The following is a 14038-nucleotide window of genomic DNA, read 5'->3' as shown; positions in this document are numbered from 1 at the left end:
CCTCCCTGCCACTTTATTTGTTAATACACTTTTTTTCTTAATAATCTGTATATTACATCACTTCTACTGCTTCTTTAGTCAACAATCCACTACCTTCAAGTTTCTCTATAATAGGATACAAACTTCTTGCCGGCACTCCTATAATATTACTTATATCAATCAAATCGTTTTTACCATCTGCATATGCAATAAAATTCATCATATCCCTTACGATCCGACCTGAATCCTTTGTACTTAATGTAGGATATAATCCTCTCTTCCCAAGCTGAGGTTCCCCTAAGCATTTAATCTTATATTTTTCATTTCTTTCTATCAACTCTATGCATTCCTTATATATATCAAAACTTCCCTGCAATCCTTCTGATGAAACCAAATCTAAATTGTCCAATGATGTGTGATATTCAGGATACTCTCCATATTTAGTTCTCATTATACTGGCAACAGGCAAATCTATACCTGGACTGCAGTATTGACGCTCATCACTTCCTCTTTGCAGATATGAATATTGTATAAAATCCGGTTGACTGTATCTCAATACATTCAACGCCACTTTGTCAGCATAGGTATTACCATATCTGGATGGCATAAAAGAATATGCCCTGTTATCTCCTACGCATGTTAAATTATAACCGGCAATAATGTTTTCTTTCATCTCTTTATAATTCTGGCTCAAATAAGTAATCGAACCTATTGTTTCAGGTATAAAAACCAACCGATAAGAAAATTTTCGCGGCTCACTCATAACCCACTTTGCCAAATAAGTCAGAAGTACAGGACCTGACAGTTCATTATTTGCCATTGAAGGATGGCAAATATATGTCGATAAAAATATTTCTTTACTGGTTCTTCCCGGAATAATCAACTCGGCATAATTTAAATATCCATCTTTAAGGCTACTGTCAATATAAACTCTATAATTACCGTCTTTTAATTTCTTTCTTTGATTGTGCGATATGCAAAATCCCCAGCGTTCCTTATAATAAGAAGTTATGTACGGGATGGCCTCCGGCTGATCTTCTATTGAATACAAGTGAGACTCAAGTTCTTCCAAGTTGACAGTTTTATCTACCGGTATTGAATATCCTACAACATGAAGATTGTTCTTTTTAAAGTCGACTATTTTATTTCCTTCTTCATCCATAATATATGCGTCTTTTATATTCCACTCTTTAGGAACCTCCCAATCAAAAACCTTTGTTCCCGATGGTATTCCATGTATTTTTATAGGGATATGTTTTTGAATAATTCTTAATGTTTCCCTCACACCTTCTCCGGTTATACTGCGGCATATTGGAAACAATTCCTTTAATAACTGATACATATATTCCCCGACTTTTGAATAATCCATTTCAGTTGAGGTCATTTAACATCAGCCGCCCTTTCCCGTTTGTGCAACTTCTTGCCTTCATTATTTATAATGTCATCTTTTATTACCTCATAAGCCTTTTTAAGATCCACATTAATAATCTCTACGTTGTTTATCGTGTAATGCTTTGCTGCACCACTTTCTTTCATTTCGTTTTCCAAATCAAATTTAGTTTCAACTCCCAGTTCAAGATTTCTCACATACATGGAATAAGTTCTAATGCTCTCTTCTCCTTTTTCATCGATATACTTACTTGTAAAACTTTTTAAATACCTATACGGTGCTTTTTCCATTTCCTCTACATGATGCATAAAAGTGAATGAGTTTTGATATGACACCCCAATAATAAGCATTTTAGCACCATTTTCCTTCATATACGCAAAGGGAGAATCCTTCCCAAAAGAACTGATATTATTCATGTGATACAGCTTATCACTGTCTCGTCCCCATACCGCAAAAGAATATATGGGATGTTTTGTTCGTACAAAATCTTTTCTCTTTAGAGCTGCATTGCTCAATGAGCCCGTCCGAGAAACGGTGTTTTTATAATCAAAAGTTTCTCCTTTGCAAAATCCCCAGTTATAAGTTGGAAACAGTAACGTTCCTTTTTGACCTATTTTCCTGATTATACTGTCTATAAACTTGTTTGGCTCAAATTGTTCACCATTATAATAAGCATTTAATCCCAAAAGGGTTATGTCAGAACCAACCAGAAGGATATCTCCTTCATTAATGTCTAAATAATCAACTACTTTTTCGTAAGGAATATAGTCAGACAATATTCTCACCGACCTTGTAAAAATTTCATTTATTAATTATAAACCAGCTTTTTTGCTGAACATGAGCATTAATCATGCTTAACTCAGGATTAGATTTCATCAACTCTAAAACTTCATAAAGACCGAAGTTGCTGCCATACTTTTTATACAATCTATCATAAATTGCACTAATCAATGCATAATCTTCATCGGTATCCAAAGTCCACCTGAAATTAGAATAATCAACATCATTTTTATAATAGTAGATACTGTCAAAATATGTTTCATATAAATAAGGCGTAACATGCTCTCTCTGATAACTTTTTTGAGCATTATTAAAGGCGTATTCCAACATACTGAAGGAAAACACCTCAACATCCAATCCCCTTGGAAATGTCCTTTGCTCAAAATTAATTCCTGCATTCGTAACCAATGTATAATTGTTGCTCATATAGAAGTCAACAACATTATCTAATATTACCGGATCAATTAAAGGACAATCTGACATAACACGAACTACTACATCAAGATCGTTTTCTTTAGCCGCACAATAATACCTTGACAATACATCATCCTCACTACCGCAAAACCATTTTACTCCGTTCTTTTTAGCTTGTTCCACAACTACCTTGTCTCTCTCTAGTGTAGTTGTCGCAATGATTATTTCATCCGAAAGTCTTGACCGCTTTAACCTATCTATTACATGATCTATAACAGGTTTACCGCATAAATCCATCATAACCTTACCGGGCAATCGTGTTGACCCCATTCTTGTTTGTACAATAACCCCTGTTTTCATATGCTCCTCCTGGAATCATTAGTATTATCTTTCCCTTTACATAAAGTCGTTTACTTTTCTTTAATTAAAATTTCAAAAGCAATAAACCCTACAATTTATGTTCCTTTCATATATCGAGTTCAACAACTTTTTTGATTTCTCGCATGTCATCAATTTTTCATAAAGTTTTCAATTTTCTATCTTTATCGGCAAAATGATTACTATTCTTTAATAAAATTTTAATTAGTATCCATAGAAAATAGTATTTTTTAAAATTCACACTTGGGAAGCATATAGATTTTCTGTATCTTGACATTACCAATATCCATTATTCGTACTGCCTTATCTAAATTCTACATGTATTGAGTCTTTTATCGGATAAACTCAAATCAATATTTATTTCTTCAACAGATAACCGCCATCCACAACCATATTCGTACCAGTAATCCATTTTGCTGCATTAGATAGCAAAAATACTATAGGATTTGCAATATCAGCTGGCTCTCCTAAACCAAGAGGTATTTTTGACATAAGTACGTTTATTTGTTCTTCTGTAATCATTCGACTCATTCTTTTAAACATCTCAGTATTGACGTATGCTGCCACTACTGTATTAAACCTGATATTCAAAGGTGCAAATTCCAGTGCAAATGTCTTTACTACATTATCCATAGCTGCCTTGCTTGCAGCATATGCAGTTAATCCCGGAGCAGGAATGGAGCCCATTACTGAAGACACAGCCACAATACTTGCACCGTTTTTCGAGTAATTGTCTTTCTTTGTAAAACCCTTAACCAATTCAATAAAGCTGAACAAGTTTAAGTCAAAGAGTTGGCTGTAATTTTTATATTTAGTAAGTTTCAAAGGTGCCGTATAATCAATACCGGCACAATGAACAAGGCCATCCATTGGCCCTGCTTTTGCAACAATGCCATCCACTAATTCTACTATTCCGTTTATATTTGTTAAATCAAATGGAACAGAAATATGTCCTGTCCCATCCAACATATTCTTTGTATTTTCGAGATTATACTCGTTCCTGGATACAAGAACAACAAGTGCTCCTAATTGAGATAATAACTTAGATGTTTCTCTACCAATACCCGATGATGCACCCGTTACCAATATTCTTTTACCTTTAATGTCTATTGGATCATATGGCATACGTTCTCTCCAAATAATAATTTTCTAATAATAATGAATTTTACTAATACTGAACTACAAAAGAAGATCAACTAAATCTCCTATTGTCCTACAACTTTTAATATTTGAAACACTAATACTTTTATTAAATTTATCGTCTGCAAAAGCAATAAAAGCGATTACAGCCATTGAATCCCACTGTTCCAACTTGTCTAATTCAGCATCAAACCCCAAATCATCTTCTATCTCTAAATTATCCAATATCATCTTCAAAATCTCTTTTTTATCCATATTAGTAATACCTCCATTAAAAATTGAAATTCTTACTTCTTTGTTGTTTAAAATCACATTACTACAAGCTAACAACACATGCTCCCCACGAATAGCCCACCCCAAAACCAACCAGCATCAATTTGGAACCCTTTTTAATAAAACCTTTATTTAATGCCTGTGAAACAGCAATAGGAATAGTTGAAGACACTGTGTTTCCGGTAGTTTCCATATCCAAATAAAATTTTTCTTCCGGTATGTTAATTTTTTTCCTCAAATAATCCAGCATATATTTATTTGCCTGATGAAATATAAAATAATCTATATCACCCATTTCCAAATTGTTTTTTATTAGTGTTTGCTCAACAAGCTTTGGAACAACGTTTATTGTAAAGCTAAATACTTCAGATCCATTCATATACAAATTATCTTTAGAACGGATGTTTCCATTTTCATCCACATACTCTCTGGCTGTTTCATTACTTCGACTAAGTTTTAAACCTCCAGAAGGTATAATCAAGTTTTGTGCACCCGATCCATCACTTCCAAGTACAAACTCATCTATCGAACCTCCATCTGAACTTTTACATATCCATATTGCTGCGGCACCGTCACCAAAAATTGTTCTTGTACTCATATCCTTTGGATGAATATGTTTTGTATAGGTTTCAGACGTCAGTAATAGAACGTTATTAGCAATTCCTGTAGCAATTAAGCCTTTTGACAAAGCTAACCCATATATAAAGCCTGAACATCCTAAATTATAATCTAGTGCCCCACAGGTCTTTGGAATACCAAGCCTATCCTGAAGAATACAAGCAGATGTAGGAATTAAATAATCCGGACTCTGAGTACATAACATCATAAAATCAATTTTATTTCTTAAATCAGGATTCCTATTAAAAAGCTGTATTGAAGCCTTTTCAGCCAAATCTACAGCAGTATCATTGTCAGATGCAATATGTCTGCATTTTATACCTATCTTATTAAATATTTTTTCCGAATCCCACTTATCATATTCCTTTTCCAGTTCTTCATTCGTCAGCACTTTTTCAGGCAAATAATACGCAATATCCTTAATGCATATATTCATTATAAAAGACTCCCTCCTTAGAACAATTGTGCAAAGGTGTAATAATTTTAATCATTATAGATCATTACCTTGTTTATTCTTATAAATGTTTCTTCGCTTTATTGTTCAAATATTATTCTCTAAGGTAGATCTTAAAGTTTTGCGGCAGTGAATTCTCGAAGATTTTATAGTATGAAGTAACTACAAAATGTGACCATATAGTATTCCGTTTATATTTTCCGAGAAATCTTGAGCCACAACTTCTATCCCGGTTACAAGTGCATTTTGAATAGATTTTGGAACCATTTTTGCTCCCTTCGGAAGTAACAATGCCTAAAACCGTTTTATATAATTGATTAAAATTGTGTTTGTTTCTATCACTTTCTCAGGCACAAAATTACCTCCATGGAAATAGTTAGGTTCTTTATCAATTTAAACAATACCACACTCGGTTAACTTATGCTTTTGCTTCCCATCTTATTGGTAATGTAACTATTTACTTTTCAATGCACAACTCCAGTAATAGGACAAAATTAACTATTATATATGTTTACCATCTAAGTTTAACTTTATTATGCTGGTTTCAACTTTTTTGCGCTAATATTTTTATTAATAGTTTTAGTACTTACTTTAACTGCAAACCAAAGGATATGGTAAGTGACAAAAAGAAAGTGACATGGTATATCAGATAGGAATATGATAGAATCATTATAATTACGGTTGAAAAAATTGAAAAGCAATGAACCCGTCCGAAAAACGGTATTTTATAATCAAAGGTTTCTCCTTTATAAAAATCTCAGTTATAAATGGGAAACAGTAACGTTCCGTTTTGGCATATTTGCCTGATCATACTGTCATTAAATAACTTTTTTAAGTATAATTAAAGGCGTTTTCCAATGTACTGAAGGAAAACACCTCAACATCCAATCCCCTAGGAAATGTACTTTGTCCAAAATTAGTCCCTGCATTCGTCATCAAATACTAAATCATTGACAATTTATTAAATTTAAATTTCAATATATACATTGAGCTTCACAGATGTTTACATAATCAAAAAAATATTATATTATTTCTTCTTTCAATATAAGTTCCTTTAATTCCTGCTTTGTTAAAGGAATTTGGTTATGAGAAGAATAATTCTGCACCTTTGCTAAAGGAGCTCCTTCATTTTCTCCGCTGAATTTATTGGAATAAAGGGAAGGTATAACAAACATTCTGTCTAGCTCAACAGCATTTTTTGACTCCTCACATGTCATCAACTCTTCATAAAGCTTTTCCCCAGGTCTTAATCCAATCTCCTTAATTTTGATCTCCTCACTATTTACATTGTATTTTTTGGAAACCTCTTCAATGGTAACATCTACCAGATCTTTAAGACATATAACAGGCATCTTTAACACGAAAATTTCTCCCCCCTGCGCCCTCACACATGCTTCCAACGTCAAGTCTACCGCCTCAGAAAGAGTCATCATAAACCTTGTCATATTAGAATCGGTTACTGTTATTTCTTTACTTTCTAGTATTTGTTTTTTAAATAGATAGGTATTTGCTTTTTTCATAATATCATATTAAATTCTGTTTTTCACTACTAAAATCAAAAATCATCCAAAACAATATACATTTGCTTCATTTTTAAATAATAATCCCAAAATAATATTATCTTTAAGTATTGAACCTCCTGCACAAAACAAAAAATAGCACTACAAACTTAAGGTTATAAGAATTTATTCTTTAAAACCAGTCCTCATATTTTGGCAATTCATCACAAGTTTCATAATCAGGAAAAACATTATTAGAATTGTGTTCTTCATAATTACCGTCTTTATTTTTGCCCATATTTTCATTACTTTTTTCATTGTTTCCAATTAGCAATGAATTGGCCAATATAAAATGTTCAAATTGTTGTGGTATTTTGAAATGATTAGGCGGATCATGATTCTGAATTCCCCAAAGCTTCAAATGTTTCAAAATCTTCTCGATAGTTTCTTCATCCTCTACAAACGAAATTATTCTCATTTTCCCATTGCAATATTTACATTTTAGAGAATCAACATTATAAACCTTTTGAATAAGTCTTGCCCAGTTTTTACGAAAAGCTTTTTTAGATAAATCACTACTTACAATTGCAGGTACTTTATCATCTGTCTCAGCTTTTTTCCTTTGTCCTCTACTCTTATTTGAATAATAACCATAATATCTTACAAATTGCTCTCCCTTATTTGGGATATGAGTTACCAATCGTGCTAACCAATCCAAAGCATCAAAAGCTTGAATTTCTCTGCTATTTTTACCCTTGTAAATAATTTTCCCAACTTCATTTGAACTTTCTTCTGGTGGTATGTAAAACATTCTTTCCTGAGAAATTGGAGCACGAACTACATATTGAGCAAGTTTTTCAATACTCTCCTGTTCCTCTGCGTATATTGCCTCCCCACAATAAACATTAAATCCAGTATTTTCCCAACTAAGCATGTTATCTATAATAAATTGATTAATTTTCCCCTCTTTTTTGAGCATCTTTAGTACTTCTGACTGAAAAACCTTCTCAATATCTTTTCCTTGAGGTAATACTGATTTTATAAAATCTCCGTCCCCTTTAAAACAACCATCTGTTGCAATTACATGTAAATGAGGATTAAAGTTTAAAAAATCTCCAAATGTTTGTACAGCTATAACAACACCAGGAACTGAATCTTTATCTCCAGATGAACTTTTAAGATAATCACATAAGACTTTCCATGCACATCTTGATAGTTTTGCAAGTAGCTTTCTGTCATACATAAAATAGCATCTAAGTCTTTTGGGTATACTAAAGACCCACTGCCTGTGGGAAACTTCTTTTAAAACCTCAGTGTATAAAAACTCTCCAAATTCAACTACTCTTCTCTGATGACATGAAGGACAGAACGCCCTCCGTTTACATGAAAAAGGCAATAGATACTCCTTGTTACAATCTTCACACTTAACACGGGCAAACCCTAGATGCAAATTCCCACAATCAAGGTAATCATATATAACATCTAGAATATGGGGTCTCCAATAACCGTATGTATTTTGGTACCTATCATCCCACACTCTCTCCAAAACTTCAAAATTCTCTTCTACGCACCTATAATAATAATTTTTCCGTGGCTCTCTTGGAGAATATATCCCCTGATTATTCGAACTTTCATAAAGCATTAGTACTCACACTCTTAAAACATATATAGAACAAATGTTCTATATATGTTTTAACACAAATATTGTATTATGTAAATCTTTTTATCATAAAGTAGTAATAAAGAAGATTGTAGAGTTGGGTAAGCTTATAAAGCCTGTTCAGGCAAATCAGACTTTAGGTAGCAGTCTACCGCATAAAAATGTACAAGTTGAACCTTCTATATTGTCAAAAGATACACAAATAACCGGTATAAATAAGATGAGTTCGACGGAAAAGAAGGCTTCAGTTTTATGCAGTTTTTGTAGGGTCGGTAAAAGTCCCCTGTATCACTGGAGCAATAAGGGAAAACCTAAAATATGCCATATCAATGGCAGCTTTGTCAGTAATGCAAATATAAGCGTAGAAGTTGATAACTTTGATGCAGCCTACGGCAAAATCGAGTATATAATTTCCAATGTAGGATATGTCCAGGAATCAAAAATAAATAAGACAAAACACTATGTAGATAATAAAGAAGTTCTCGTTACAAGCGGAGTAATAATTATAAGAGTTGATTCAGATAAATTCAGCAGCGTACTAAAAGATATAAAAGGTCTGGGCTTATTGACTGATGAAAACATAAAAACTGACGATGTTACTGAAAAATTCTTTGATATTGATTCTAGATTAAGACTTATCAGATATGAAGAAAGCAGACTTGAAGAATATTTGAAAAAAATTCAAGACCCCGATACCATATTTAAAACCGAAAAAAGACTAACTGAAATAAGACACGAAATTGAACAACTTACTGGCACTCTAAACAAACTTTCTAACTTAGTTAAACTCTCAACCATCACAATAAACATGAATGAAAAAGCTCCCGATTCTAAAATAGAACCTGTTGAACCTACATATGTCAGCAAACTAAAAGACAACTTTTTAGATAGCCTCAGCGGAGTAATAGAATTTTTAGGAAACCTTCTTATAATCGTAGTTGCTGCATTACCGGTATTGGTACTCTTAGGACTAATGCTTCTAATAGTATACTTTGTAAGCAAAAAGTTCTTAAAGCTCAAAATTAAGAAGCCGGAGAAGAAATCTGACAATACTGAGAACGAATGATATTGTTACATATTTTAAAGAGGCAAGAAAACGTCTGGACCTCAAACTTCTTTTAGGGTATCTTTCTTGATCTTTTTTCACCATATTCATCGACATTCTCTTCAGTAACGCTAAGTTTTGTGGAGCTTGCCCAGTTCTGGTCCTGTTGGCATCTTCTCTAAATGTAACATCCAGGCTCCAATGCATGCTCTCTACACCCCAGTGCTTTCGTACTCCGCTTGCATATTCTTCAACTGTTGCGACACTGCTCAAATGGTATGCACGCTCTTCTGTCACTTTACCCTTTTTTTCACACCTGCGAATGACCATTCCTATTCCAGTAAGCTTTGTCCAATCTTTACGTGCATCCATCCATTTAATGTCCGTAGAATAATAGTACTTCCTATCTTCTATTCGTCCATGTCCTTTATCTAATGTGCGGTAATGCCCTATGCCTTGAAAATCATTTTGTTCTGCGTCTTTAAAGTATGCTTCAACTTCCTCATGCAATAGGGGATGGTTTTCTTTGAGCGATAAAACATAGTCAGCTTTTTTGGTCTTCGCTATTTTTGTTGCTATGTCTTTTTGACAACCCATAGCATCTATAGTCACAATTGCACCTTTTATAAGCAGTAAATCCAAAAGTTCAGGAATCGCAGTAATTTCATTACTCTTGTCTTTCGTTTTTACCTGTCCCATAACAAGATTGTTCTCACTGCACCACGCACTAACAATATGAACAGCTCTTTTACCCGATTTCTCATCATCAGTGCCCCGCATTGTCTTACCATCTATGGCTACAACAGTACCTTCTTTCATTTTGGTGATTTGCCTTACCCAACCCGCAAAGCACTTTTCAAACTGCTTAGGGTCTATTACATCAAAAACTCGTTTTATCGTATACCATGAAGGAATTCCGTTGGGAAGTTCTAAGTACTGACGTAGCCATTCTTCGTTTTGTGTAGCCCAGTCTTCCATGTCCAGCCACTCGTTGCAGTAGCATATGCTAGCAGCTACAGCGATGAACAGTATATCTATCAATTTATGCCGGACTTTCCCTTCCTGCCGTGGATCATATATTATTATAAAATGTTTGAAAAAGCTCCCTTTGTATAATTTCTTACCCATTTAGTATAACCCCACTTTTCATTATCTATGGGTAACATCTTACTACAAAGGCTCAATAAAGTTTATCTGTAATTTATGCCATGGCTTAATCTTCCTTCATGATTTCACCGTGGTTGCATATCATATGCAAACATAACCGTTTTTTCAGGCGGTTTATTAAATACCGGCAAGGGATTTGTGAAACATAATGCATAAAGTATGCTATAATATATAATCGTATAAACTGATACAATACTTGAGTAACAGGTGATGAATATGGTTATTGGTGTTTGCCGTGTGGTTTTATATATCAATGAGGTGTTTTCGTTGAAAGAAAAAAGGCATATTGTAAAAAGCATTGTACAAAGACTCAGATCCAGGTTTAATGCGTCTGTTGCAGAAGTTGATCTGAATGATAAATGGAAGAATGCGGTTATTGGCATATCCTGTATTTCAAATGAAGCGGCACATGTGGACAGTATGATGGCGAATATGGTAAATTTCATTGAAAATGACGGCAGGGTTGTGCTTACTGATTACAGCACTGAAAGCATATATGTGGATTAAGGTTTGGAAATTCCATAAAAAAAGGTTATTGAATTTTAACCGGAATTGTATTACAATATTCCTTGCGGTATTAATTTTGGGGCTATAGCGCAGCTGGGAGCGCGCTTGAATGGCATTCAAGAGGTCAGGGGTTCGATCCCCCTTAGCTCCACCAAATAAAGACTCTGATTTTGATACAATCGAAAACCCTTATTGCAAGGGTTTTTCGGCATTTAGAAGGATTTTATAACTCAAGGCGTTTGCATTCATCACTAGGATATAAATCTCCAAGAGAATATATAAATGACTATTATAGGAATCAGAAAAAAGTAGCCTGATGCGAAACAAAGAAGAAGTGGCGAAGCTTTCCTTTACAATAAGAGGAATCTGTATGATACCCTGCTAAAGGCGGTAGCCACCTATCGCCAGAGGCCTACCACATATAATGTGGTTGCGCTTTGGCTGCTAAAATCATACGGGAGATGCTTGTTGTCAAGGGCACTCCGGAAATAAACAATTGACCTAACGAAAGACAGAGGAATTTTGAGAATGAGGTAGTAAACTAACGTAATTGCATGTCCAGTTTAATCAGGACAGACCACATAGTGTAAAATAATTGTAGGACATTTTAAGGATAAAAAAACAAGAGATCCTCACTTTTTGATACAATAGAATCACCATCAAAAACCTTTGAAAAGGAGGATCTCTTGTGAATACTATTGTAATACAAAACTGCAAAAATTTCATCCATAAAATCATGAATGATAGCGTCAATTTATTGTAGGAAAAAGAAAAGTAGATGGCATCCCATTTTTTATACAACTATTTCAAATAACGGTCTCTTAGTAACGAGAGTATTTTGCATAATTTGCATGCTGAGCTAATTATTTTCTTTTATAACTCCTCTAACTTATTCTCTATTATACCATATAACTCTTTCTTCCTATAAAGAATCCATTTTACTCAATGATTGTCACAAATCAGTACATTTTGTTATCTATGTTCCTTCACATTTTAACGCTACTTTTAAAAGAAAAAAGTATTTCTATTGTACCATTTTCCATTTTGTCAAGGCTAAAACAAGCGGGCAAAGCCCGGCCTTGACAAGTAGTAGGGCTTCGCGGGTCATGGTACTAAAGTTTTGCTTTTTTCTTTTCTTTTTCTTTTTTTATGTTTTTTCTTTTTCTTTGTCTTTTTTTAGATATGTATAATTCCTATTGGATAGGCTTACTTGTAAACTTTCCCGTAATTTTTGCTTTATTATTACCTCATCCCTATCCGCATATACCTATAATACGCCTTAATTCTTTATATAAACCAGTTTTACACCCCTTATGAATAACAGTTAAATTACTATTCCATACACTCTCATACCTGTTTGATGACTTCTTTAATTCCTTAATTAATTTTTCCTGAATTTCTTGCCTACTAGCTGCTAACTTTTTTTGTTTTTGTGCCATAACTATGTCATATACCTTACCGCCATTCTTCTTGTATATTATCAGCTTTGACATCTTTTCTACACCTTTTCTCGACCAGCCTTTAGGTCTTGAACTTAAACGGGATGAAAATACATGACTCACATGACCTTCAGCACTACAACCCACTATTCCTCTGTTTGACCTTATTTCTATACCATCCCAATTATTTAAAATATATCGCTTTGCATTTTTTATAGCCTTTATTTTACTTTCATTATCGCCTGTCTTTTCGATTATCTTTTTAAAAACCTTTGTTAGCTTTTTTTTATCAGATAAATTCAATGCGTCCTGTAAATCTTGGCTTATTGCTTCATCATTTAAATGTGTGGTTGCAACTCTTACGTATTTTTGAAGATGGTATCTATCAAGTACAAATTTACTTTTTGAAAGCCAGTTAACTCCTTGCCTTATCCATGACGCCCCATCTCCTAATATATACACCGTCTCTAAAAAATCAACGTCATATTGTTTATATATGTATTCCGATACTTCAAGCCACAAATTTTCTGAATTATTATACACACCCCCAAAATATCGAACATTCTTTAATACTTTTCTCTTCTTATTACTTTTTTCAAAGTCAATTCCCTCATGCACATATACAAGTTTTGGCATAATTGTATTTCTCTTGCCCTTCTCATTCTGTCTCAATATACTTTTTTGTTGTAATGCTACATGATCCTCGTCTGCCTCAACATACAATATTTTTACTTTTCTCTTTTTATCTACTTTTATTTCAGGCTCAACTATTTCAATATTATGTATTTTATTCATCACAGCTTGTTTGCTGATTTCATCAATATATGTCGCCTTTTCTCCTGCCTTTCTGTAGCTGCTGTCAGCTGCTTCTTCTATTGCATTAATTACAACATCGGCACTTACTCTGTCATGTGGTTCTACACCTACAATCCTGTCGACCAGGTGTTGTCTATTACCATTTTCCTTATGCTTAAAATATGTCCTGTTATAACTTAGTGTTCCAAATGTCGTTAAAATAGATGTTTTATCTTTTCTTATAATTTCCCAATACTGTTTCCTTATTTCACAGTTACGTAAATATTCATCCATATCTTCAAGCACTTCTTTAAGTATATCGCGTCCAAGTTTAAATAAATCTTCTTTCAGACCAAGAATAAGATCAGCTAAGTCTTTTCCTTCTTCAATAAAATTTTTTATCTTTTTTTCAATTCTTTTTGCCCCAAATTCATTAAAATGTTGTATACTATTATACATAGAAGATGTCATCCTTTCTGTTAGATTTTTTTTGTATTAAT

At 33.5% G+C, this 14038-nt stretch carries 12 protein-coding genes and 1 tRNA gene; 3 read left to right on the top strand and 10 right to left on the bottom strand.

From position 1 onward, the window contains the following. Positions 1-52: 52 nt before the first annotated feature. From HVS_RS04405 to HVS_RS04370, 8 genes are all read right to left on the bottom strand, one after another. The gene (locus HVS_RS04405) at positions 53-1363 is read right to left on the bottom strand and encodes a DUF4910 domain-containing protein (protein ID WP_101299616.1); all 1311 of its coding nucleotides are present in this window, start codon (positions 1361-1363) and stop codon (positions 53-55) included. Continuing rightward, positions 1360-2154 (bottom strand): AAC(3) family N-acetyltransferase, encoded by a 795-nt coding sequence (locus HVS_RS04400; RefSeq protein WP_159063384.1) that lies wholly within the window; start codon positions 2152-2154, stop codon positions 1360-1362. The genes HVS_RS04405 and HVS_RS04400 overlap by 4 nt, the downstream gene beginning before the upstream one ends. Before the next feature lie 16 nt (positions 2155-2170). Next, positions 2171-2923 (bottom strand): cytidylyltransferase domain-containing protein, encoded by a 753-nt coding sequence (locus HVS_RS04395; protein WP_101299612.1) that lies wholly within the window; start codon positions 2921-2923, stop codon positions 2171-2173. A gap of 375 nt (positions 2924-3298) precedes the next feature. Then, on the bottom strand, positions 3299-4066 hold the full coding sequence (locus HVS_RS04390) for an SDR family NAD(P)-dependent oxidoreductase (protein ID WP_101299610.1): 768 nt from the start codon (positions 4064-4066) through the stop codon (positions 3299-3301). A gap of 54 nt (positions 4067-4120) precedes the next feature. After that, positions 4121-4336 carry a phosphopantetheine-binding protein gene (locus tag HVS_RS04385; protein WP_101299608.1) on the bottom strand — a complete coding sequence of 72 codons (216 nt, stop codon included), beginning with the start codon at positions 4334-4336 and terminating at the stop codon, positions 4121-4123. A gap of 61 nt (positions 4337-4397) precedes the next feature. Beyond that, positions 4398-5408 (bottom strand): ketoacyl-ACP synthase III, encoded by a 1011-nt coding sequence (locus HVS_RS04380; RefSeq protein ID WP_101299606.1) that lies wholly within the window; start codon positions 5406-5408, stop codon positions 4398-4400. A 1040-nt stretch (positions 5409-6448) separates the two neighbouring features. Beyond that, on the bottom strand, positions 6449-6946 hold the full coding sequence (locus tag HVS_RS04375) for a polysaccharide biosynthesis protein (RefSeq protein WP_101299604.1): 498 nt from the start codon (positions 6944-6946) through the stop codon (positions 6449-6451). 172 nt (positions 6947-7118) lie between these two features. After that, a complete protein-coding gene (locus tag HVS_RS04370) occupies positions 7119-8567 on the bottom strand; it encodes an IS91 family transposase (RefSeq protein ID WP_101299602.1) in 1449 nt (482 codons plus the stop codon). Between the two features lie 34 nt (positions 8568-8601). Here HVS_RS04370 and HVS_RS04365 point away from each other — a divergent pair, with 34 nt between their 5' ends. Continuing rightward, on the top strand, positions 8602-9651 hold the full coding sequence (locus HVS_RS04365) for a DUF4349 domain-containing protein (protein WP_101299600.1): 1050 nt from the start codon (positions 8602-8604) through the stop codon (positions 9649-9651). Here HVS_RS04365 and HVS_RS04360 read toward each other — a convergent pair. Further along, positions 9595-10758: an ISAs1 family transposase gene (locus HVS_RS04360; protein ID WP_101299598.1), complete on the bottom strand. Its 1164-nt coding sequence runs from the start codon at positions 10756-10758 to the stop codon at positions 9595-9597. The genes HVS_RS04365 and HVS_RS04360 overlap by 57 nt on opposite strands. A gap of 255 nt (positions 10759-11013) precedes the next feature. Between HVS_RS04360 and HVS_RS04355 the strand changes: the two genes are divergently transcribed. Beyond that, positions 11014-11304: a DUF503 domain-containing protein gene (locus tag HVS_RS04355; protein WP_101299595.1), complete on the top strand. Its 291-nt coding sequence runs from the start codon at positions 11014-11016 to the stop codon at positions 11302-11304. Positions 11305-11382: 78 nt separating this feature from the next. Then, positions 11383-11458, top strand: a tRNA-Ala gene (locus HVS_RS04350). A 1099-nt stretch (positions 11459-12557) separates the two neighbouring features. On the opposite strand, the gene HVS_RS04340 is transcribed toward HVS_RS04350, so the two are convergent. After that, on the bottom strand, positions 12558-13997 hold the full coding sequence (locus HVS_RS04340) for an ISLre2 family transposase (RefSeq protein ID WP_242971560.1): 1440 nt from the start codon (positions 13995-13997) through the stop codon (positions 12558-12560). Between the last annotated feature and the right edge of the window lie 41 nt (positions 13998-14038).

Origin of the sequence: Acetivibrio saccincola, assembly GCF_002844395.1 — a bacterium.
GTDB classification, from domain to species: Bacteria; Bacillota; Clostridia; order Acetivibrionales; family Acetivibrionaceae; genus Herbivorax; species Herbivorax saccincola.
This window is presented reverse-complemented; position numbering and strand designations above follow the sequence as displayed.